We start from the raw sequence: 21,862 nt of genomic DNA, 5'->3' as shown, positions 1-21,862 counted from the left end.
TTGCTCCTCCGTTCGATCAGGCGTTGCCGTGGATCGCGTGCCAGACGCGGTCCGGCGTCGCCGGCATTTCCAGCTTGTTGTTGCCGATCGCATCCGTGATCGCGTTGATCACGGCGGCGGATGCGCCGATCGCGCCGGCCTCGCCGCAGCCCTTCACGCCGAGCGGATTACCCGGGCACAGGGTCGTGGTGTGGCTCAGCTTGAAGGACGGCACGTCGTCGGCACGCGGCATCGCGTAGTCCATGAACGATGCCGTCACCGGCTGGCCGTTGCTGTCATAGATCGCGTGCTCGAGCAGCGCCTGGCCGATGCCCTGGACCAGACCGCCATGGACCTGGCCCTCGACGATCATCGGGTTGATCAGCCGGCCGAAATCGTCCGCCGCGACGAAGTTGACGAACGACGTCTTGCCGGTGGCCTCGTCGACCTCGAGCTCGCAGATATAGGTGCCGGCCGGGAAGGTGAAGTTGGTCGGATCGTAGAACGCAGTCTCCTTCAATCCGGGCTCCATGCCGTCCGGCAGGTTGTGCGCGGTGTAGGCAGCGAGCGCGACCATCGGCAGCGCGATCGACTTGTCGGTGCCGGTCACCTTGAACTCGCCGTTCTCGATGACGATGTCGCCTTCCGAGGCCTCCAGCGCATGCGCTGCGATCTTCTTGGCCTTGGCCTCGACCTTCTCCATCGCCTTGAGGATCGCGGTGAGGCCGACTGCGGCCGAGCGCGAGCCGTAGGTGCCCATGCCGAACTGCACCTTGTCGGTGTCGCCATGAACGATCGAGACTTGGCTGATCGGCACGCCCAGGCGCTCGGCGATCAGCTGGCAGAAGGTGGTCTCGTGGCCCTGGCCGTGGCTGTGTGATCCGGTGAGCACCTCGATGGTGCCGACCGGGTTGACGCGGATCTCGGCCGATTCCCACAGACCGACGCCGGCGCCAAGGCTGCCGACTGCCTTCGACGGCGCGATGCCGCAGGCCTCGATGTAGCAGGAGAAGCCGAGGCCGCGCAGCTTGCCCTGCGCCTTGGCGGCCGCCTTGCGCGCCGGGAAGCCGGCGTAGTCGATCGCCTTCAGCGCCGCGTCGAGCGAGGCGTTGAAGTCGCCGGTGTCGTAGGCCATGATCACGGGGGTCTGGTGCGGGAACTGGGTGATGAAGTTCTTGCGCCGCAGCTCGGCCGGATCGACCTTGAGCTGACGCGCTGCGGTCTCCATCAGCCGCTCCAGCAGGTAGCTCGCCTCAGGGCGTCCGGCGCCACGATAGGCGTCGACCGGCGTGGTGTTGGTGTAGACGCCCATCACCTCGGCATAGATCGCCGGGATGTTGTACTGGCCCGACAGCAGGGTCGCGTACAGATAGGTCGGCACCGAGGACGAGAACAGCGACATGTAGGCGCCGAAATTGGCGTGGGTCTTGACCCGCAGCCCCAGGATCTTGTTGTCGGCATCGAGCGCCATCTCGGCCTTGGAGATGTGGTCGCGGCCGTGCGCGTCGGTCAGGAACGCCTCGGTGCGATCGCCGGTCCACTTCACCGGACGGCCGACCTTCTTGGAGGCCCACAGCGCCACCATCTCCTCGGGATAGATGAAGATCTTGGAGCCGAAGCCGCCGCCGACGTCGGGCGCGATGACGCGCAGCTTGTGTTCTGGTGCGATGTTGTAGAACGCCGACAGCACCAGGCGAGCGACGTGCGGGTTCTGCGACGTCGTATAGAGCGTGAAATGCTCCTCGGCCGCATCGTACTCGGCGATCGCCGCGCGCGGCTCCATCGCGTTCGGCGCCAGCCGGTTGTTGGTCAATTCCAGGGTGACGACGTTGGCGGCCTTGGCGAAGGCGGCGTTGACCGCCCCCTCGTCGCCAATATGCCAGTCATAGACGACGTTGCCGGGGGCCTCCGGGTGAAGCTGCGGCGCGCCGGGCTTCAGCGCGGAGGGCATGTCGGCGACCGCCGGCAGCTCCTCATATTCGACCACGACGGCCTCGGCGGCGTCGCGGGCGAGGTTCTTGCTCTCGGCGATCACGACCGCCACGGCCTGGCCGACGAATCGCACGGTCTCCGGCGCCATCGCCGGCCATGCGCCCATCCTCATCGGCGAGCCGTCCTTCGAGGTGATGGCCCAGCCGCAGATCAGGTTGCCGACCTTGTCGTCGACGATCTGCCTGCCCGTGAGCACCGCGACCACGCCGGGCATTGCCTCGGCGGCCGAGGAGTCGATGCTCTTGACCTTGGCGTGCGCGTGCGGGCTGCGGATGAAATGGGCAAAGGTCATGCCCAACAGCTTGACGTCGTCGACGTAACGGCCCTTGCCGGTGATGAAACGCTTGTCCTCCTTGCGGACGACGCTGGCGCCAATGCCTTCCATACCCATGCGAATCTCTCCCCTACCGGAGTTCTATTGTCCCGCCGCGGCCATCGCGCGCAGCGGTCGTGGTCTCGGTATTGCGGTAAACGGCGGCTCTCGCCGGCCTCATTCGGCAGCTTGCGCGACCTTCATCCGTCCGGCAGCGTCGAGCACGGCCTTGACGATGTTGTGATAGCCGGTGCAGCGGCAGATGTTGCCTTCCAGCTCCTCGCGCACCGTGCTCTCGTCGAGCTCGCCTCCGTGGCGGTGCACAATGTCGATGGCCGACATGATCATCCCCGGCGTGCAATAACCGCATTGCAGGCCGTGATTGTCGCGGAAGGCCGCCTGCATCGGGTGCAGCTCGTCACCCTTGGCGATGCCTTCGATGGTGGTGACGTTGGCGCCCGCGGCCTGGCCGGCCAGCACGGTGCAGGATTTCACGGCACGGCCGTCGATATGGACGACGCAGGCGCCGCATTGGCTGGTGTCACAGCCGACATGGGTGCCGGTGAGGTTCAGATGATCCCGCAGGAGGTGAACGAGCAGGGTGCGATCCTCGGCCTCGACCGAGACCGCCTTGCCGTTCACCGTCAGTTTGACTGTCGACACGAGTAACCTCCCGATGAATTTTTCTTATTCTGATTAGAAACAGCGCCCTCAGGACTTTGCAACTCGAATTTTCGTCTCTGATGTCATTGCGACGTCTTGCGCGCGGCCCCGGCGATTCGGTCGCATGTGGCACGCCATGCGAGGCGGCACCGGCGCGGGTGAGCGCAGGCCGCAGGCCGATGCCGCCCATTTACCGCCCCTTAGCCATTGTGACGTAGTTTTGATCACGCTCTGGTGCGTTGCTGCCGGGCAGTTGGTTTCTGGCCAATATAAAGAATGGCGTGTCGGGGGTGGGAATGTCTGCGCAGCTTGCGCCGCAGTCGCGGCGTGCCAATTTTCTGACCCTGCGATTTCGCGGCAAGATCTTCCTGGGCTTTGCCGTGGTGCTGGCCATCTCCGCCGTCAGCATCGGCTTCTCCTATCTGGGGTTCGAGCGGGTCGCCGCAGCGGTGGCGGCCTATCGCAGCAGCGTTGCGGAAGCCGACACCACCCGCACCATCGATCGCGAGCTGGTCTCGTACCAGGCTCTCGCCCGATACTATGCCCTGACCGGCAAAGCCGACGACGAGGCGGCGGCCACCGCTGCCCAGCAGGCGCTCCAGGCCGCGATCGACAAATCGATGGCTGCGACCGGTGCCGAGCGGCGGGCCCAGGTCGGCAAGCTGCAGGCGCAGTTTCAGGCCTTCGCCAAGACATTCTCGAGCATCGTTGCCCTGACCCGCGAGAACGCGAAGCTGGCGACCGACCAGATCGGCATCATCGGCAACAAGATCCGCTTCAAGTTCGATGATCTGGCGGACACCGCCGCGCTCGCCGGCCTGCCGTCCGTGCAGACGACGGCCAAGGACCTCACCGGCCAGTACCTGACCGTGTCCGCGCTGGTCGGGACCTACATCGCCAAGCCCGATGCCAAGACGGCCGACGGCGCCATCGCGCGCACGCGCTTCCTGGAAACCTCGCTGGTGACGATCTATGCCAATGACGAGAAGATCACCCAGCGCGTCGCCGAGCTCGGCGACCTGATCAAGCAGTACCGCGCCGCCTTCATCAAGCTGTCGGAGAACATGAAAGCGCTCGGCAAGCTCGAACAGGAGATGGGCGTCGTCGGGACCGAGATCATCGCGCTGTCGAACGGGCTGAAATCCGAGGTCGCCTCCGACCAGCAGCGCATCGAGGCCGCCGCCAACACCACCATCGCGGACATCGAGCGGCTGATCGCGATGCTGGCGATCGGCGGGCTGACGCTCGGCGCCGTGCTGGCGCTGATGCTCGGCAACGGCATTTCCAGGCCGATGATCACGATGTGCAAGGCGATGCGCGAGCTCGCCTCGGGCAATTTCGACGTCCGGCTGCCCGGCCTCGGGCGCGCCGATGAGATCGGCGAGATGGCGGCCGCCGTCGAGGAGTTCAAGGTCCAGGCGGTGGCCAAGGCCGAGCGCGACGCCGCGACGCAGGACGCCCAGAACAAGGCTGCGGGCGCCGCGCGCCGGGCCGAGCTCATCCGCTTCGCCGACGAGTTCGAGACCGCCGTCGGCTCGATCGTGTCCAACGTCTCGAGCTCGGCCGAGCACCTCGAGCAGGCGGCTTCGACCCTGACGCGCACCGCCGAGACCACGCAGTCGCTGGCGAGCCGCGTGAGCGGCACCTCCGACCAGGCCACGGGCCGCATCCACTCGGTGGCGAGCGCGACCGACGAGCTGTCGGCCTCGGTCAACGAGATCGGCCGCCAGGTCCGCGAGTCCAGCCGCATCGCGGAGTCAGCCGTGGCCCAGGCCGAGGAGACCGACGGGCGCATCGGCAAGCTGTCGCGCGCGGCGCAGGAGATCGGCGACGTCGTCAAGCTGATCACCGCGATCGCCGAGCAGACCAACCTGCTGGCGCTGAACGCGACCATCGAGGCCGCCCGCGCCGGCGATGCCGGCCGCGGGTTTGCGGTGGTGGCTTCCGAGGTCAAGTCGTTGGCCGAGCAGACCGCCAAGGCGACCGACGACATCTCCAACCACATCTCCGGCATGCAGGCGGCGACCCAGGAGTCGGTGACGGCGATCAAGCAGATCGGCGGCACCATCCGCCAGATCTCGACCATCGCCTCGTCGATCGCGACCGCGGTCGAGCAGCAGGGCGGCGCGACCCAGGAGATCGCCAGGAACGTGCAGAGCGTCGCGGCAGGCACGCAGGCCGCGGCAGCCGATATCACCCAGGTCAATCGCGGCGCGACCCAGACCGGCGAGGCCTCGGAGGAGGTGCTGCGCTCGGCCCAGTCGCTGTCCTCGGAAAGCGCCCGCCTGCGCGCGGAGCTCAACCGCTTCATGGCGAACATCCGCGCGGCGTGAGTTTTGCGGCGACAGGCTGGTCTTCACGCCGCTCGCAGATGCGTTGGCGAGCCCGCGGCCAACCCCTCCGCTGTCATCCCGGCGAACGCCGGGATCCATACGCCGCGGCAGATGTGTCGCGGGCGGTATCGATCGCGTGCCCCAATCTTGCACCACGCGGTATGGATCCCGGATCGCGCTCGCTCCGCCCGCTTGCCCGGGACGACAGCTGAAATGAGGCGCGCCTGGGCCTCACCCAGGAAACGCTGCGCCCCCCCGGGGCGGGTCGAGCGCCGAACCCCGCCCCACTTCCGGGAACCCAGCGCGCGGCGAGACGTTGGGTCGCAGCGGCAGGGTTTCATTGCCGCATTTGCTTCATCCTCTCGGTCGAGCATGCGGTGCGACCCGCGCCGTCGCATTGGGATTCCATGGCACCCCGACAGGCATCCTTTCCGCACCTCCGCGTCATCACGTCAGCGCCGCAATCCAGCGCGCCGCCGGGCGACACGGCTGGCCAGGATCGAATCATCGAAACCAACATCCCCGCCCGGCTCGACGACCTCCGCTGGAGCGCCTTTCACACCCGCGTCGTGCTGGCGCTCGGCATCACCTGGGTGCTCGATGGGCTCGAGGTGACGCTCGCCGGCGCCTTGTCGGGCGCACTCAAGCAGAGCCCGGCGCTGCATTTCTCCAATCTCGAGATCGGGCTTGCCAACAGCGCCTATCTCGCCGGCGCCGTGCTCGGCGCGCTCGGCTTCGGCTGGCTGACCGACCGCATCGGCCGCCGGAAGCTGTTCTTCATCACGCTCGCGCTCTATCTGTCCGCGACGGCCGCCACCGCCTTGTCGTGGAATGTCGCGACCTACGCGCTGTTTCGCTTCCTGACCGGCGCCGGCATCGGCGGTGAGTATACCGCGATCAATTCGACGATCCAGGAGCTGGTGCCGGCGCGCTATCGCGGCTGGACCGATCTCATGATCAACGGCAGCTTCTGGCTGGGGGCCGCGCTCGGCGCCGTCGGCGCCATCGTGCTGCTTGATCCTGATGTCGCCGGCCCGGATGTCGGCTGGCGGCTGGCCTACGGCATCGGCGCCTGTCTCGGCCTGGTCGTGCTGGTCATGCGGATGTGGATTCCGGAAAGTCCGCGCTGGCTGATGATTCACGGCCATCCCGAAGAGGCGCATCGGATCGTGGCGGAGATCGAACGCGACGTCACCGGCCACGACCGCGAGGCGCGCGCTAAGGAATTGCCGAGGATGCGGCTGCGGATGCGTAGCCACACGCCGTTACGAGAGGTCGCGCATACGCTGTTCTCGGTCTATCGTCAGCGCTCGCTGGTCGGGTTGACGCTGATGATCGCCCAGGCGTTCTTCTACAACGCGATCTTCTTCACCTTCGCGCTGGTGCTGACCGACTTCTACGGCATCAAGTCCGATCATGTCGGCTGGTACATCCTGCCCTTCGCGGCCGGCAACGTGCTCGGACCGCTGCTGCTCGGCCGTCTATTCGATACGCTCGGGCGCCGCGCCATGATCACCTTCACCTATGGCGTCTCCGGCGTGCTGCTCGCGCTCACCGGCTATCTGTTCTCGATCGGAGTGCTGAGCGCCGCGACGCAGACCGCGGCCTGGATGGTGATCTTCTTCTTCGCGTCACCGGCGGCGAGCGCCGCCTATCTCACCGTGTCGGAGAATTTTCCGCTGGAAGTGCGCGCGCTCGCGATCGCGCTGTTCTACGCAATCGGCACCGGGATCGGCGGCGTGGCGGGACCCGCGCTGTTCGGCGCGCTGCTCGACAGCGGGGCGCGCGGCGCGGTGTTCGGCGGCTATCTGTTCGGTGCCGCGCTGATGCTGGTGGCGGCGCTCGTCGCTTGGCGCTATGCCATCGCGGCCGAGCGCAAATCGCTCGAGCAGGTGGCGCGCCCGCTCGCTGTCATGGAGTAGATGATGATGTCCGACAACTCCGATCTGATCGGTTCTCCTGCGGCGGAGCCCGCCGAGATCGTTCCGACGCCGGTGAGTCTCGTGCCGCATCTTCGCGAGGTGGCGATCCTGCTCGATATCGACGGCACCCTGCTCGATCTCGCGCCGACACCGCGCGAGGTGTGGGTCCCGCCGGGCCTTGCCGAGGCACTCAACGCGTTGCTGCAACGAACCTCCGGCGCGCTGGCGCTGGTCTCGGGCCGCTCACTCAACGACATCGATCTCATCTTCGCGCCGGAGGTCTACCCCGCCGTCGGCGGTCATGGCGCGGAGATGCGGCTCGGCGGCGGTGGTGAGGCGGATGCGATCAAGGCGCCGCCGCTGGACAAGGAGCTGAAGCGCAGGCTCGCTGCGATCGCCAAGCTCAGCCCCGGCATTCTGCTCGAGGACAAGGGGTACTCGCTGGCGCTGCATTATCGCCTCGCGCCGCAGGCGGAGAAGGCGATCTACGAGGAAGTGTCGCGCATCCGCGCCGAGTTGCCGGAGGCGCCGATCGAGGTGCTGCCCGGAAAATGTGTGTGCGAGATCAAGCATGCCGGCTTCACCAAGGCGAGCGGCGTGCGCGAGCTGATGCGGCACGCGCCCTTCAAGGGACGCAAGCCGTTCTTCATCGGCGACGACGTCACCGACGAGACGGTGTTCGCGATCATGCCGGATTTCGCCGGCCTGTCGTTCTCGGTCGGCCGTCGGGCGCTCGGTGTCGACGGACATTTCGACGCTCCGGACGACGTGCGCGCGTTCCTGGCGCGCCTCGCCGACGGCGGAACTAATTCATCGACCTAGCGGTCCGCGCAGTGGTTCGGTATCGCCGCGTTATTAGTTCCATCCGCCATGCATTCGCATGTTGCATGCGTCGCTCTTGATTAGAAACGTTCTGACTTGATTGACGCTGTGATTACACCGCGCGAATGCCCGAATTTGGTTTCATTTGGTTGAAAGGGTGGCCTGGAACCATATTGATGAACAGCTGTTAACCGACATGACCAACAGGAGGGAGCTGTGAACCTCGTCGTGGTTTCGAATCGGGTGGCACGTGGCAAAGCCAACGAGCCAATGACCGGCGGACTTGCGGCAGCATTGCTGCCCATCGTGGAGAAATCGGGGGCAGTATGGGTGGGATCTTCGGGACGTGTGCGCGACGGCGCGCAGACGGAACCGATCGCGGAGATCGAGCAGATCGGTGAAGGCGCGCTCGCGCTGCTGGATCTGCCGGCTGCGCACTATGCCGGCTACTACGAAGGCTTCGCCAATTCGGCGCTGTGGCCGGCGCTGCATTCACGCAGCGATCTGATCAGCGTCTCGCATGATGACTATCGGTCCTATCGCGAGGTCAACGCCTTCGTGGCGCGCGCGCTGCTCCGGTTCCAGAAGCCGGACACCTTGTTCTGGATCCAGGACTATCACTTCCTGTCGCTCGGCGCGGAGTTGCGCACGCTCGGTGTCAAGAGCCCGATCGGTTTCTTCCTTCACACGCCGTGGCCCGCGCGCAGCGTCATCGACAGCGTGCCGAATCACCGCGATCTCGTCACCGCGATGCTCGCCTATGATCTGATCGGCTTCCAGACCGAGGACGATCGCGAGAACTTCACCGCCTGCATCCGCGCCGATCTCGGCTTGCAGGTGCGTGACGGCGTGGTCAGGTCGCTGCACGGCCGCACCCGTCTGGCGGTGTTCCCGATCGGCATCGATGCCGACAAGTTTGCGCAGCAGGCGGCGAAGGCGGTGGCGCATCCGGACGTGTCGCGGCTGCGCCGCAGCCTGCACGGCGAGAAGCTCGCCATCGGCGTCGATCGGCTCGACTACTCCAAGGGCCTCGTCAACCGCATCAACGCGTTCGACCGGATGTGGACGATGCACCCGAGCCTGCTGCGCGCCGTGTCGCTGCTGCAGATCGCAACGCCGTCGCGCGAATCGATCGAGGCCTATGGCAATCTGCAGAGCGAGGTCGCGCGCCTCGTCAGCGAGGTCAATGGCCGCCACGGCGAGGTCGACTGGACGCCGATCCGCTACCTCAACAAGGGCTATGGTCAGGGCGTGCTGGCCGGCCTCTATCGCAGCGCCCAGGTCGGCGTCGTCACGCCGCTGCACGACGGCATGAACCTGGTGGCGAAGGAGTATGTCGCCGCGCAGAGCCCGGTCGATCCCGGCGTGCTGGTGCTGTCGAAATTCGCCGGCGCCGCCAACGAGCTCGACGCGGCGCTGATCGTCAATCCGCATGACATCGACGGCATGGCGCGGACGATCGCGATGGCGCTGTCGATGCCGCTCAACGAGCGCCGCATGCGCTATGAGATCATGATGACGAAGCTGCGCCGCCATTCGATCCAGCAATGGTTTGCCGACTTCGTCGAGACCCTGCAGGACGGTGACTCGGCCGAGGTCGAGATCGAGCCTCTGCCTGCAGCGCCGGCGGGTTTTCTGGCCGGCCGCATGCTGTCGCCCGGCGCGCGCTATCACTGAACCGGGCGTTACACCTCGCCGCCGCACGGCGGCGAGGCTCAATGGCAGTAGGAGACGCCGTCGAGCACGGCGCAGCGCAGCTTGTTTGGCGAACTCGGATTGTCCATCGGCACCATCCCGTTGCCCTGTCCGACGAACACGCCGGGTCCCACCACCACCGATGCCTTGTTGCCGACGATGACGGACGGGTGCGGCTTCAGGCTGGACTTGGTCCCGTCCGGCCACAGGATCGCATCGCCCTGCCAGATCCCCTTGCGGCCGTCGTCGCAGGTCACGTCGACGCCCTGCTTGGTGCATTGATCGGCGCGCGCCGGGCCGGCGGCAGTCAGGCTGAATGCTGCCGCCAGCAGCACGGCGAGACGGGCAGGGGTGGATGACGGCATCGCGAGGTCCCTCGTGTGCAGCCGGACCGACGGGCTGCAAATCAGTGGTCGTGCCGGCCGGCCGGCCGGTTCATCGATCGGCCGGCGAGCGGCGGCGGCCCCCGGCCGAGCCCGCAACCAGGGCGGATTGATGATTTTTATCAGCGATTTGGGGGAAATTTGCCGCCGAGGCCCCCGCCCGGCTTGCAAAACGCCGCCGACCCCGCCAAGAGAGGGCCGCCGGAGAGATGGCCGAGTGGCTTAAGGCGCACGCTTGGAAAGCGTGTGTGCGGGAAACCGTACCGTGGGTTCGAATCCCACTCTCTCCGCCAGTCACCCATCCCAGCCATTCCATTCAGTTGCGAGAAGATGAAATCGCTGGGCCGTCAGCCCTCCGGCCTCTTCCGCACGAGCGTGCGCGGGGGCACGCCATATCGACGGCGGAAGAGGCGGCTAAAATGCGAGGGGTCGTTGAAGCCCCAGCGCAGGGCGATGTCGGTGATGCTCTCGGTTCGGCGCGCGGCTTGGAGGTCGCGGCGGCAGCGGTTGAGGCGGCGCTGGCGGATGCATTCCGAGGGCGTGGTGCCGTGCTCGGCAAACAACAATTGTACGGAGCGGACGGATAGTCCGAAGTGGGCGGCGATCTCGGCGCTGTCGAGATCGGGGTCGTGCAGCTGTGCGTCGATGTAGCTCATGATGCGCGCGAACCGCGCGGATGAGCGGCGCGGTGCAGCGTCGCGGCGCACGAGGCGCACAGCCCTGGCGACGATCTCGAGCCCGGTATCGACGGCGGCATGGGCCTCGCGGTCGTCCATCTCGGCCAGCGTGCCGGCGAAGCCCTCGAAGTAACCGGACACGGCGGCGCCGAAGCCGTGCCGGCCGGGCAGATGCAGGGGGCCGCGTCCGATCAGGTCGGGGTGAAAATTCCGGATCACGGCTTCAGGGCAGGCGATCATCATCTTGCGCAGCGGACTGAGCGTGGCGAAGGCGAGCGTCTCGCGCGTGTTCCAGACGATCACGTCGCCCGCTTCGAACAGCACCGTGCCCGTTGAGTCCTCGCCGCGCTCCCGGCCTTCGATCACGGTCATCACGACCACCAGACCGGCATCGGAAGCGCGGCGCATCCCGGCGCAGCCCTGTGCGACCTGCGCTTCGATCACGAGAGCATCGCCTAGCTGCCTCAACTGCTGACGGAGCGAGATGGCCTCGTGAATGGTCCAGCCGAGCAGTGGGTCGAGGGACGTCGTGGGCGCGGTCAGCGAGGCAAACCCTTGCACGTTCGGCATCTGCAACGCTTTCCCTTGGCCGCCCGGAGGCCCTCGCTTGCGGCGGCTGCGTCCGCCCGCGTTTCGCCGTCGTCCGGGTTCGCTTTCGCTGCCGTCCGGGACGTCGGTGCCGCGCTTGGACTAGAGCCTAGGCTGTGACCGCCGTGCAGACAAGGCGGAGAGACGAGAGCAAAGGGAGGTTGCAATGGTCGGTTCGGATCTGCGGGCTGGGTTCGAGAAGGTGGCCTTCAAGGCCGACGATGGTACGGTGCTGCGCGGCTGGCACGTGCCGCCGCAGGGGGACGCGCCGACAGCGCCCATCGTCGTGCTTCATCACGGCTTCAGCGGGCTCAAGGAAAGCTATCTCGACAAATATGCCGCCGCGTTCAGCGCAGCCGGTCTCGGCGCGCTGGTCTATGATCCCCGCAATTTTGGCGAGAGCGAAGGGCGCGTCCGGCAGGAGATCGACCCGATGCAGCAGCTGGCCGACTACCGCGATGCCATCACCTTCGCAATGACCCTGCCGCGCGTCGATCCCAGAAGGATCGGCGCTTGGGGCTCCAGTTATGGCGGCGGTGTCGCCATCCAGGCGGCGGCGATCGATCAGCGCATCCGCTGCGTGGCAGTGCAGGTCTCGTTCCTCAGCGGCGGCGCGATCTGGAGCCACATTCCGGCGGAGACGAAGGCGCAGCTGTCGCAGCTGTTCGTAGGCGAGCGATTGGCCCGTGCCGCGGGCGAGCCGCCGATGACCATGCAGGTTGTGGCGCAGGATCCGGCGACGACGCCGTGCATCCTGGGGACATTGGACGCCTACGACTGGTGCATGGAGGCGGCGAAGATCTCGCCGCTGTGGCGCAACGAGGTTACCGTGCGCAGCCTGGAGCTCACCTTCAGCTTCGAGCCGGTCGCCTTCTTGCATCGCATCGCGCCGCGGCCCCTGATGTTGATCGCGGCCGAGGGCGACATGCTGATGCCGATCGAGGCGTCGCGGGAGGCGTTCGCGCGCGCCGGCGAGCCAAAACAGTTTGTCAGTTTGCCTTGCGGGCATTTCGCGCCCTATGTCGAGCACTTCGAACGATCATCCTCGGCTGCGCGTGACTGGTTTCGATCACACCTCCTTCAGACGCGCGAAGCTTGAGCTCCGCCGGTGGGGCGATCGCATATGAGGCAATAAGCTGTGGCGAGCGCTCGTTTCGCGGCCATCCTTCGCGACGGCCGCCTAAGGCGGCCTCTCGGGATGAGGGTCTTTTTCGCGGCCAAATCTAAACCCTCATGGTGAGGAGCGCCGCTCTGCGGCGCGTTAGGCGATGCTCTTGCTTCGCCTTGAGACCCATGGGGGCTGACGATCGGCTGCTCCCGTGCGGCGCTGCTCATGCTGTTCCTGCTCGGGCCGGCGGCCGTGCGTGCAGTTGCCGGCACTGGCACGAGCACCCCGCCGGTGGCGGGGCCGCAATTCCGAAACAGCGGGGCTGATTCGGCGCGAATGCTCTAGAATTAGAGCTGCAACGCGCGCCGCGCGTCACCTCCGTGCAGTGCCCCCGTCCGAAATGCCCTCCGTCATCGCCGACCCCTCCCTCCTGCGCGTACTGATCGTGCTCGCCATCACCCAGCTGATCGCCTGGGGCACGCTCAGCCTGCCGGCGGTGATCGGCCGGGCGATGGCGGCGGATCTGGAGATGGAGCTGACGGCGATCTTCGCCAGCACGACGGTGCTGTACATGTCGATGGGGCTGTGCTCGCCGCTGCTGGCGCGACCGTTCGTCAAGCATGGCGGGCGGCGGGTGATGATCGCGGGCACTCTGCTGGCGGCGCCGGGCTACGCGCTGCTGTCTGCGGCGCAGGGGCCGCTCTCTTATTATGCCGCCTGGCTGCTGCTCGGCGTGGCCGGCAGCGCCACCCTCTCGACCGCCTCCTACATCGTGCTCAACGAGATCGCGGGCCTGCGCGCGCGCAGCGCCATCGGCGCGCTGATGCTGGTCACGGGCCTGTCGAGCAGCATCTTCTGGCCGGTCACCTCGGCCCTCTCCGCGCATATCGGCTGGCGCAGCACCTGTCTCGTCTATGCCGGCCTGCTGCTGCTGGTCTCGCTGCCGCTGTTCGTGTTCCTGCTGCCGCGGCGCGTCCATGATCATCTGCCGCCGTCGTCGGATCCGCCGGCGTCGGCTCCCGCATCGACGCCGTCGCGCGGCACGTTCTATCTGCTGGTCGGCGCCTCCGGCCTCAACGCCTTCGTCGCGTTCGGGATGGGGGCCGTGCTGATCGAGCTCCTGAAGGCCAAAGGCCTGTCGGCGGCCGAGGCGGTCGGTTTCGGCTCGATGCTGGGGGTGATCCAGATCAGCGCCCGCGCCATCGATTTTCTCGGCGGCGGCCGCTGGGACGGCATCACCACCGCGATCGTCGCCGGACTGGCGCTGCCGGTGGCGATGCTGCTGCTGATGCTGAGCGACGGCTCGCACGCCGCGATCGGCGGCTTCATCCTGATCTACGGCCTTGGCAGTGGCGCGCTCGCCGTGGCGCGAGCCACGATGCCGCTGGTGTTCTACGACAAGGCGGCGTTCGCCAAGGCGTCCGCCCAAATCGGACTGCCGCTCAACCTGCTGTCGGCGGTGTCGGCGCCCATCCTCGTCGAGCTCTTGACCCGCTACGGCAGCAAAGCGCCGCTGGCGCTGAGCCTGGCCTGCTCGTGCGCGGCGGTGGTCATCCTGTTGCTGCTGCGGCAGCGCCGGCCGGCGCGCGCGGCGGTCTCTCCCTGAGGCGTTCGACCGAGTCGCCCGTCGGGCCGGACATGGGCTCGCCGGGAGCGCCGCGACATGCCGCATTCCCCCTGCGCCGAAACACGAAGTTCATTCGCCGTCTCAACGACATCGGCGCAATCGCGCCCGCTTGCGCAAATTTTGTTCTTTCGTTTTATCGGAATTCGTGCTTCTCTCTGATTGTCCCGCCTCATCGACGAGGGGCGCTGCGCATCGTCAGGAGCGTTGGGGTGGGATGTGATGGACGGGCAGGCGCCGACTGACGAGCGGCGCCGGCACGGACGGTCAAGTCGCATGGTCCTGGCATCCCGACGCTGATGCCTGCGCGGCGTGCCATTGGCGCGTTGCCGCAAACGGGGGCAAGAACGCCGGTCCCCGGGGAGAGTGCGAAGCAGCCGTAACACCATTGCGCAGGGAAGGCCGGGCAAACCCGGCTGAACCTGTGGTTCCTGCCCCGTGCATTCCTTTCCGCACGGGGGCCGCAGGAATCAGCCGATGCCTGGTCTTCCCTGCGCCCTCGATGAGGTGAGGGCTGAGCTGCACAAAGCTCGGGCGCCTGACGCGTCGCGACGACGAAACTCCGTGGGAACTCGACACCTAACCCACTGGAACTTCGCAGGGAACCGGCCGTCCCCTTGGATGATACCTCGGATTATCGCATGTTAGTTCGAACGATCGCCACCCCAGGTCGGGTTGGTTGTTCTCTGGCTTGAGTTCGCGTGAGTGGACATGATCCGTCCAAAAACTAATTAGTTCGACAGTGTTCGGGCGGCACGGATAGCAAACCATTAATGTACGGTTGGTATCGTGCATACAGTCCACGCAACGAGAACCAGAAAATGCGACACCTGACTGTCTATCAGCGTCTCGCGGCGATCATCGCCGTGATGTCGATCGCACTGTTCGCCGTCTCCGCCATGCAGATCCTGATGCTGCGCGGAACCGTTCTCGAGGAGCGGCAGACCATGGTCCGCAACCTCGTCGAGTCCGCCGTCAAGGTGCTGAGCTATTATGACGCCGCGGCGACCGCCGGCAAGATGGCGCCGGAGCAGGCGCGGCAGCAGGCCTACGCCGCGATCGGCGCAATGCGCTGGGGCCCGTACAACGACTATCTCGGCGTCTACGGAACCGGATCGTCGGATGCCGGCGTGACCTATGTCCACGCCAACCCGAAATACATCAACGTCAACCGCTGGGACTTCAAGGATTCCACCGGCAAGCTCCTGATCCAGGACATCGTGCGCATGGCGCGCGCCGGCGGCGGCTTCGTCGAGTACAAGGTGCCGCGCGCGGGGGGGACGACCGAGCTGCCGAAGATGTCCTATGTCGGCGCCTATGGCAGCGGCGACAAGATGCTGGCGATCCAGGCCGGCGTGTATGTCGACGACGTCGATGCGGTCGTCTATCAGCGCGCGCTGTGGGCCGGCTTCGGCGCGCTCGCAGGTCTGCTGGTGGCCGCGGTCGTCGCCTTCTGGCTCGGACGCAGCGTCGTCGTTCCGCTCGACCGTACCTGCGCCGTGATGGACGAGCTGACCAAGGGCAATCTGGGCCTCGAGGTGCCGTTCACGGATCGCCGGAACGAGATCGGCCGCATGGCGCGCAGCCTGCAGATCTTCAAGGACCATCTCGCCGAGAGCGAGCGTCTCCGGGCCGAGCAGGAGCAGTCCAAGCAGCAGGCCGCCGAGGAGCGCCGCACGGTGCTGGTGCGGATCGCCGACGAGTTCGAGCGCTCGATCGGCGGCGTGATCCAGACCACCGCGACCGCCGCCGGCGAGCTGCAGACCTCGGCGCAATCGATGTCGAGCATCGTCGCCGGCACGACCGACCAGAGCGCGAAGGTGGCCGCGGCCGCCGAGCAGACCGCCAAGAACGTGCAGACGGTGTCGGCCTCCGCCGAGCAGCTGTCGTCATCGATCCAGGAGATCGCCAAGCAGGTCACGCAGTCGTCCTCGATCGCTCAGAACGCGGTCGGGCAGGCGACGCGGACGGAGGCGATGGTCGACCGGCTGGTCCACGCGTCGCAGAAGATCGGCGAGGTCATGGCGCTGATCCAGACCATCGCCGGCCAGACCAACCTGCTGGCGCTGAACGCCACCATCGAATCGGCGCGTGCCGGCGAGGCCGGCAAGGGCTTCGCGGTGGTCGCCAACGAGGTCAAGGCGCTGTCGGCGCAGACCGCCAAGGCGACCGAGGAGATCACCAGCCAGATCGAAGCCATCCGCGACGCCACCGGCTCCACCGTCAACGCCATCCGCGAGATCGGCGCGACCATCGGCCAGATGAACGAGATCACCGACGCGATCGCAGCCGCGGTCGAGGAGCAGGGTGCCGCGACCAAGGAAATTGCCCGCAGCGTCCAGCAGGCGGCGCAGGGCACCCAGGGGGTCATGCAGCACATCGTCGGCGTGCGCGAGGCGTCCGGCCAGGTCGGCGCCGCGGCGGCGCAGGTGCTGAGCGCGGCCTCCCAGCTTGGCAGCCAGTCGGATCAGCTCAAGACCCAGACCGGGCGATTCCTCGGCAACGTCCGCGCGGCGTGACGTCGGCGGCGGATGGTGACAGTTCACCCTCCGCCGATCGCCACGACACGGTCGAGCAGCGCGGCCTGGGCTGGATTGATCCGGACCCTCGCCTCGGCGAGGTCGAACCAGGCGGCGCGGTCCACCTCGGGAAAACGCCTGACGTGGCCGCTACGCGGCGGCCATTCGAGCTCGAACGCGTTGCTGGTGATGCTGCCGGCATCGAGATCGATTTCGGCGGCGAATGCCTCGACCACCTTGCCGCCGCGCTGCTTGATCTCGCCGAGCGGCACGAGCGGCGCCGTCAGCGTCGTGCCGAGCTCCTCGGCGAATTCGCGCCGCGCCACCGCCTCGGCCGCCTCGCCGGCACCGAACTCGCCCTTCGGGATCGACCAGGCGCCGAGATCCTTGTTGCGCCAGAACGGGCCGCCGGGATGCACCAGCAGCACCTCGAGTCCATCGGCGGTGCGGCGAAAGGCGAGCACGCCCGCGCTGCGCGCCGGCATGCCGCTACGCCTCGCCGGTGCGCTGGATGAGGTCACGCTCCCAGCCGAACACCGAACGGCCGTCGAGCTCTGGCGAGGCGGCGCGCTCGGTCGCGATGTAGGCATCGAGCGAGGGGCCGGTCGCGCTGCGCTCCAGCCGGCGGGCCTGGTCGTCGAGCCGCTTCAGCGCCGACAGCGCCTCGTCGCGGCCGAGCTTGGCGTTGCCGACGGCCGATTTGAGCACGCGGATGGTCTCGTCATAGACCTTGATCGGCACCGGATAGGGATGCCGGTCCTTGCCGCCATGCGCCAGCGAGAACCGCGCCGGGTCGCCGAATCGATACGGCGCGCCGTGCACGACCTCGGCGACCATGGCGAGCGAGCGCACGGTACGGGCGCCGACGCCCGGCGTCAGCAGCAGGTCGGGGAAGTCGACCGGCCCGCGCTCGGCCGCGGCCGCCAGCGTGCCGTGGAGGCGGCGGGCGAATACGTCCTTCGGCCTGACGTCGTGATGCGCCGGCATGACGAGATGCGGCAGCAGGCCCTGCGCCGGCTCCGGCGTGCTCAGCCGTGCGAACTCGGAGACGACGCGGTCGGGGCCGAGCTCGGCGAGCAGCTCGAGCTGCGCGTCGCGCGACGGCGCGGCGCGCTTGTCGGTGAGGTTGACGATCTCGCCCTGGACCGGACCGTCGATGGCGCTGTGCGGAGCGTCGACGAAGCTCGCGAGCTGTTGCGAGTGCCAGTGATAGCGCCGGGCCTGGCGGGCGTCGCCATTCATGCCCTGCTGCACGACGGTCCATTTGCCGTCGGCGGTGACGAAGAAGCCGTGCAGATAGAGGTCGAAGCCGTCCTGCACCGCGGCGCTGTCGACCTTGGCGACGAGCTTGCTGGTCCGCACCAGCTCCTCGCCGTCGAGGCCGAGCCGGTCGCCGAGCAGGCGCAGCTCGTCGGGCGTCTTGCGCGAATGCTCGCCGCGGCCGCCGCAGACGTAGATGCCGAGCTCGCCGGACAGCGGCTTCAGCCCGCGCTTCAGCGCGCCGATCACGCTCGTGGTGATGCCGGAGGAATGCCAGTCCATGCCCATGACGGCGCCGAACGACTGGAACCAGAACGGATGCGACATCCGCGCCAGGAATTCGTCGCGGCTGTAATGATGCACGATCGCCTGGGTGATGATGGCGCCGAGCGAGGCCATGCGCGTGCCGAGCCAGGCCGGGACGCGTCCGGAATGGAGCGGAAGATCGGCGCTGCCGGTGCGTCGGGCCATCGGAACCTTGCAAGCGAAGTGTGCCGTGCCAATCTAACAGACGGCGCGCGATCGCGCGATCGCTGCGATGGGACGCGGGCCTTGGCGCTATCCGGTTTGCCCGAGATGGCCGATCCAGTTCCTGAACAGCGTCTGGGCGGCGCCTTCTGCGGCGAGATCGGGCCGCAGCGTCAATCCCGGGAGCTCGGCCGCCAGCGTCGGGTCGCGCCTTTCCTTGGCCCGCCACTCGAACGCGTTGAGCACCGCCTCGCTCTCGGCGCTGAAATAGGATTTCGGCAGCCGTGGGTAGTCGTCGCGCTGCCCGGCGAGAAAGCGCGCGATGTCGCGCATGTATTCGCGCTGCAGGGAGAGCGCGTCATACTCGGGATGGCCTTGAAAGAACACGAACCGGCTCGGCGTCGAGCGCGCGAAAATGTCGACGCCGACTTCGTCCGAGCGGGTCAGGATGTCGTAGCCGCGCTCCGCCAGCAGCGGCTCGTTGACGGCGTTGAGGCGGGAGTGCGGTACCTGAAGCGGCAAATGGATGCCGTGCGTGAGCCAGTCGTCCTGGACCTTCACGCAGTCGAAGATGCCGGAGCATTTGCTCGCCAGCCGCTGCCGCTCGATGTCGTCGAGATGCAGCACGGCCGCGTGGGCCGCGAGACACGACCAGATGGTCGAGCGCGTGTTGGTTCTGGCCCAGTCGATCACGGAGGCGAGGTCCGACCAATAGGGCTCGTCGCGCAAGGCCGCGGCGACAGGCTCGGCGCCGGTCACGATCAGGCCGTCGATGCCGAGCCGATCGAGCGACCCGATGTCGGCGTAGGACTGGGCGACGTGGCTCCTGGCCGCCTGCGAGCGAGAGATGGAGGGCAGCGAGAAGCAGTGCAGGCGGATGCGGACGTGCCGCGGCGCGCACTGCCGCAGCAGGCGGCCGATCTGGAGATCAGTCGCCTTCAGGGCGCTGTCCGGCATGTTGTTGACGAGGCCGATCGAAAGCTCGATCGGGCGTCGGCCGCGGTCGTCGAATTCAGCGGGCGCGAGGGCAGGGCTCGCGATCCTGCGATGTCGGTCGAACAGCAGGGTCATCGGCTGATCGCTCTACTCCGCCGCATCCAGCTGACGCGTGCGAGGGCAGGCCTGGGCGAGCGCCTGGTCGAGATCCTCGATGATGTCGCTGACGTGCTCGATGCCGATCGACAGCCGGATCGTCTCCGGGAGGACGCCCGCCTTGCGCTGGTCGTCCGGCGGCATCTGCCGATGCGTGGTCGATGCGGGATGGCAGGCCAGCGACTTCGCATCGCCGATATTGACCAGCCGTGTGACGAGCTTCAGGGCGTCGTAGAACGCCTTGCCCGCCTCCATGCCGCCCTTGATCCCGAATGTGAACAGCGACGACGCCCGGCCGTCGAGATATTTCTGGACCAGGGGATAATGGCGGCTGTCGGCGAAACCGGCGTAGTTGACCCACGCTACGCGCGGATCGTTGCGCAGGAATTCGGCGACCTTGCGCGCATTCTCGACGTGGCGCTCCATGCGCAGGGCGACCGTTTCGATGCCCTGCAGCAGCAGGAAGGCATTGAACGGCGACAGCACCGCGCCCATGGTCCGCTGATAGACGCTGCGCGCGCGCTGGATATAGGCGCTGCGGCCGAAATGATCGGTGTAGACCATCCCGTGATAGGACGCGTCGGGCTGGGTGAAGGCGGGAAAGCGGTCGGCGTGATCCTTCCAGGGGAAGTTGCCGCTGTCGACCAGCATTCCGCCCAGCGTCGTGCCGTGACCGCCGAGAAACTTGGTCAGCGAATGCACCGCGATGTCGGCGCCGTAATCGAACGGCCGCAGCAGGATCGGTGTTGCGACGGTGTTGTCGACGATCAGCGGCACGCCGTTGCGATGCGCGACGTTCGCCAGCGCCTCGATGTCGCAGACATTGCCGGCGGGATTGCCGATCGTCTCCGCGAACACCGCCTTGGTGTTTTCGTCGATGAGACGCTCGATGGCGTCGGACGCATCGCTTTCGGCAAAGCGTCCAGTGATGCCCTGGCGCGGCAGGATGTGACCGAGCAGCGTGTGCGTGGTGCCGTAGAGCTGCGGCACCGAGACGATATTGCCGCCGCCATCGGCAAGATTGACGAATGCGAAGTGAAGCGCCGCCTGCCCGGTGCCGACGGCGAGCGCGCCAACGCCGCCCTCGAGCTCGGTGACGCGCTTCTCGAGCACCGCCGTGGTCGGGTTCGAGATCCGGCTGTAGCGATAGCCCTCGGCTTCGAGATTGAACAGCGCGGCGCCGTGATCGGCGCTGTCGAAGGCGTAGGCGGCGGTCTGATAGATCGGAACCGCGACGGCCTTGGTGGTCGCCTCCGGCTCATAGCCGGCGTGGATTGCAATCGTCTCGTTGCGCATCGGCGATCTCCCCGCTCGCTTCGATCAATGCGGCGAGCTGCTCGTATTCCGCGAGTGGTGTCGTTGTAGGAGCGCAGGCGTAAAGCGGGCAATAATTCGCGACAAGAACGACGAAATAACCCTAACGATATGTGGCCGAAGAGCTTCGAATTAGCGCGCAACAGGGACACGCAGGAGCGACCGGATCTGCTGCCCGACCAGATCCAGTGCGACCTTCGCCTGCGGCAGGATCGCACCGAGGGCGTGGAAATTGTGAACCATGCCGTCGTGACAGACATGCGCGACGGTGACGCCGGCCTCCGTGAGCCGTGCCGCATAGGCATTGCCCTCGTCGCGCATCGGATCGAACTCCGCGGTGTGGATCACGGCGGGGGGAAGCCCAGCCAGCGTCTCGCGGCACAAGGGCGATATCAGGGGATTGGCGACATCGGACTCGCCGGCCAGATAGTCGGCGAGGTCGGCCTGCCAGGTCGCCCTGTCGATCAGATAGCCGGTCCCGAACAACTCGCGCGACGGCCAGGGGTTGGAAAAATCAAGCACCGGGCAGATCAGGCATTGCAGCGCGATCCTGAGACCGGTGCTGCCGGCAGCCTGCTGACAAACCGCGGCGGCGAGCGTGGCGCCCGCGGAATCGCCGCCGATCACAATGCGATTGCCGTCGATGCCGAGCGCGGCCGCGTGATCGATGGCGAAGTGAACCGCAGCGATCGCATCCTCGATTGCTGCGGGGAACGTGTGCTCGGGAGCGAGACGGTAGTCGATCGAGAGCAGCCGGCAGCCGGCGGCGGCGGCAAGCGCGGCGGCGACCTTGTCGTGCGTGTCGATGCTGCCTGCCACGAGACCGCCGCCGTGAAAGTATACGAAGCCGGGCGGCATCCCGGTATCGTCCAGGCCTGCTGCAGGCGTATACAGGCGATAACGAAGCAGCCCGGAGGGACCGGAGAAATCGCCGTCCCGCGTGATGGCGGCGCCGCAGTCGTTGCGCGCGAACTGCATCAGTTTCGCCAGCGACTGCCGGCGTTGCCGGGGACTCGGAGGCTCCCGGCTTTCCGTCACAACGGCCGCCACCATCGAAAGCAGGCGCTGGGCGCGAGGGTCGAGCGGCATGACAGCTCCAGTTAACCAAGG

At 67.0% G+C, this 21,862-nt stretch carries 16 protein-coding genes and 1 tRNA gene; 8 read left to right on the top strand and 9 right to left on the bottom strand.

The features are described from left to right. Positions 1–16: 16 nt before the first annotated feature. Both QW861_RS21990 and QW861_RS21985 read right to left on the bottom strand, forming a co-directional pair. On the bottom strand, positions 17–2,362 hold the full coding sequence (locus tag QW861_RS21990) for a xanthine dehydrogenase family protein molybdopterin-binding subunit (protein WP_316165694.1): 2,346 nt from the start codon (positions 2,360–2,362) through the stop codon (positions 17–19). A gap of 99 nt (positions 2,363–2,461) precedes the next feature. Next, entirely contained in the window at positions 2,462–2,947 is a 486-nt protein-coding gene (locus tag QW861_RS21985; protein WP_315717018.1) for a (2Fe-2S)-binding protein, read from the bottom strand. A 296-nt stretch (positions 2,948–3,243) separates the two neighbouring features. Here QW861_RS21985 and QW861_RS21980 point away from each other — a divergent pair, with 296 nt between their 5' ends. The 4 genes from QW861_RS21980 (at position 3,244) to QW861_RS21965 (ending at position 9,701) form a co-directional block, all read left to right on the top strand. Next, entirely contained in the window at positions 3,244–5,280 is a 2,037-nt protein-coding gene (locus tag QW861_RS21980; protein WP_316172904.1) for a HAMP domain-containing methyl-accepting chemotaxis protein, read from the top strand. A gap of 407 nt (positions 5,281–5,687) precedes the next feature. After that, positions 5,688–7,202 (top strand): MFS transporter, encoded by a 1,515-nt coding sequence (locus tag QW861_RS21975; protein ID WP_316172903.1) that lies wholly within the window; start codon positions 5,688–5,690, stop codon positions 7,200–7,202. Further along, a complete protein-coding gene (gene otsB / locus QW861_RS21970) occupies positions 7,203–8,024 on the top strand; it encodes a trehalose-phosphatase (protein ID WP_315750788.1) in 822 nt (273 codons plus the stop codon). Positions 8,025–8,240: 216 nt separating this feature from the next. Beyond that, entirely contained in the window at positions 8,241–9,701 is a 1,461-nt protein-coding gene (locus tag QW861_RS21965) for a trehalose-6-phosphate synthase (RefSeq protein ID WP_315750791.1), read from the top strand. 38 nt (positions 9,702–9,739) lie between these two features. On the opposite strand, the gene QW861_RS21960 is transcribed toward QW861_RS21965, so the two are convergent. Further along, complete coding sequence (locus QW861_RS21960) at positions 9,740–10,084, bottom strand: hypothetical protein (protein WP_315717023.1); 345 nt, start codon at positions 10,082–10,084, stop codon at positions 9,740–9,742. Positions 10,085–10,305: 221 nt separating this feature from the next. Between QW861_RS21960 and QW861_RS21955 the strand changes: the two genes are divergently transcribed. Continuing rightward, a tRNA-Ser gene (locus QW861_RS21955) sits at positions 10,306–10,395 on the top strand. Positions 10,396–10,449: 54 nt separating this feature from the next. Here QW861_RS21955 and QW861_RS21950 read toward each other — a convergent pair. Then, positions 10,450–11,349: a helix-turn-helix domain-containing protein gene (locus QW861_RS21950; RefSeq protein WP_316193483.1), complete on the bottom strand. Its 900-nt coding sequence runs from the start codon at positions 11,347–11,349 to the stop codon at positions 10,450–10,452. Positions 11,350–11,533: 184 nt separating this feature from the next. Here QW861_RS21950 and QW861_RS21945 point away from each other — a divergent pair, with 184 nt between their 5' ends. The 3 genes from QW861_RS21945 to QW861_RS21935 all read left to right on the top strand — a co-directional run bounded on the left by QW861_RS21945 (position 11,534) and on the right by QW861_RS21935 (position 16,618). After that, a complete protein-coding gene (locus QW861_RS21945) occupies positions 11,534–12,466 on the top strand; it encodes an alpha/beta hydrolase (RefSeq protein ID WP_316193482.1) in 933 nt (310 codons plus the stop codon). A 409-nt stretch (positions 12,467–12,875) separates the two neighbouring features. Further along, complete coding sequence (locus tag QW861_RS21940; protein WP_315827898.1) at positions 12,876–14,081, top strand: MFS transporter; 1,206 nt, start codon at positions 12,876–12,878, stop codon at positions 14,079–14,081. An 839-nt stretch (positions 14,082–14,920) separates the two neighbouring features. Then, on the top strand, positions 14,921–16,618 hold the full coding sequence (locus QW861_RS21935) for a methyl-accepting chemotaxis protein (RefSeq protein WP_315750799.1): 1,698 nt from the start codon (positions 14,921–14,923) through the stop codon (positions 16,616–16,618). Positions 16,619–16,641: 23 nt separating this feature from the next. Here the strand turns inward: QW861_RS21935 and QW861_RS21930 are convergent, their stop codons facing one another. The 5 genes from QW861_RS21930 to QW861_RS21910 all read right to left on the bottom strand — a co-directional run bounded on the left by QW861_RS21930 (position 16,642) and on the right by QW861_RS21910 (position 21,841). Then, the gene (locus QW861_RS21930; protein WP_316193481.1) at positions 16,642–17,103 is read right to left on the bottom strand and encodes an NUDIX domain-containing protein; all 462 of its coding nucleotides are present in this window, start codon (positions 17,101–17,103) and stop codon (positions 16,642–16,644) included. A 4-nt stretch (positions 17,104–17,107) separates the two neighbouring features. Further along, on the bottom strand, positions 17,108–18,349 hold the full coding sequence (locus tag QW861_RS21925) for a DUF763 domain-containing protein (RefSeq protein WP_315750803.1): 1,242 nt from the start codon (positions 18,347–18,349) through the stop codon (positions 17,108–17,110). 87 nt (positions 18,350–18,436) lie between these two features. After that, complete coding sequence (locus QW861_RS21920) at positions 18,437–19,417, bottom strand: homoserine O-succinyltransferase (protein WP_315750805.1); 981 nt, start codon at positions 19,415–19,417, stop codon at positions 18,437–18,439. Positions 19,418–19,429: 12 nt separating this feature from the next. Next, positions 19,430–20,734, bottom strand: a complete 1,305-nt coding sequence (locus QW861_RS21915) for an O-acetylhomoserine aminocarboxypropyltransferase/cysteine synthase family protein (protein ID WP_316193480.1) — start codon at positions 20,732–20,734, stop codon at positions 19,430–19,432. A 150-nt stretch (positions 20,735–20,884) separates the two neighbouring features. Then, the gene (locus QW861_RS21910) at positions 20,885–21,841 is read right to left on the bottom strand and encodes an alpha/beta hydrolase (protein WP_315750809.1); all 957 of its coding nucleotides are present in this window, start codon (positions 21,839–21,841) and stop codon (positions 20,885–20,887) included. Positions 21,842–21,862: the final 21 nt, after the last annotated feature.

Source organism: Bradyrhizobium sp. SZCCHNRI1029 (genome assembly GCF_032487555.1).
Taxonomy (GTDB): domain Bacteria; phylum Pseudomonadota; class Alphaproteobacteria; order Rhizobiales; family Xanthobacteraceae; genus Bradyrhizobium.
Note: the sequence above shows the minus strand (reverse complement) of the source record. Positions and strands in the feature narration are given on the sequence as shown.

Excerpts from the sequence above, each read along its gene's own strand:
- QW861_RS21910 (WP_315750809.1), bottom strand. The coding sequence starts at position 21,841 with ATGCCGCTCGACCCTCGCGCCCAGCGCCTGCTTTCGATGGTGGCGGCC.
- QW861_RS21925 (WP_315750803.1), bottom strand. The coding sequence starts at position 18,349 with ATGGCCCGACGCACCGGCAGCGCCGATCTTCCGCTCCATTCCGGACGC.
- QW861_RS21945 (WP_316193482.1), top strand. The coding sequence starts at position 11,534 with ATGGTCGGTTCGGATCTGCGGGCTGGGTTCGAGAAGGTGGCCTTCAAG.
- QW861_RS21960 (WP_315717023.1), bottom strand. The coding sequence starts at position 10,084 with ATGCCGTCATCCACCCCTGCCCGTCTCGCCGTGCTGCTGGCGGCAGCA.
- QW861_RS21990 (WP_316165694.1), bottom strand. The coding sequence starts at position 2,362 with ATGGGTATGGAAGGCATTGGCGCCAGCGTCGTCCGCAAGGAGGACAAG.
- QW861_RS21930 (WP_316193481.1), bottom strand. The coding sequence starts at position 17,103 with ATGCCGGCGCGCAGCGCGGGCGTGCTCGCCTTTCGCCGCACCGCCGAT.
- QW861_RS21975 (WP_316172903.1), top strand. The coding sequence starts at position 5,688 with ATGGCACCCCGACAGGCATCCTTTCCGCACCTCCGCGTCATCACGTCA.
- QW861_RS21950 (WP_316193483.1), bottom strand. The coding sequence starts at position 11,349 with ATGCCGAACGTGCAAGGGTTTGCCTCGCTGACCGCGCCCACGACGTCC.
- QW861_RS21940 (WP_315827898.1), top strand. The coding sequence starts at position 12,876 with ATGCCCTCCGTCATCGCCGACCCCTCCCTCCTGCGCGTACTGATCGTG.
- QW861_RS21980 (WP_316172904.1), top strand. The coding sequence starts at position 3,244 with ATGTCTGCGCAGCTTGCGCCGCAGTCGCGGCGTGCCAATTTTCTGACC.
- QW861_RS21915 (WP_316193480.1), bottom strand. The coding sequence starts at position 20,734 with ATGCGCAACGAGACGATTGCAATCCACGCCGGCTATGAGCCGGAGGCG.
- QW861_RS21920 (WP_315750805.1), bottom strand. The coding sequence starts at position 19,417 with ATGACCCTGCTGTTCGACCGACATCGCAGGATCGCGAGCCCTGCCCTC.
- otsB (WP_315750788.1), top strand. The coding sequence starts at position 7,203 with ATGATGATGTCCGACAACTCCGATCTGATCGGTTCTCCTGCGGCGGAG.
- QW861_RS21935 (WP_315750799.1), top strand. The coding sequence starts at position 14,921 with ATGCGACACCTGACTGTCTATCAGCGTCTCGCGGCGATCATCGCCGTG.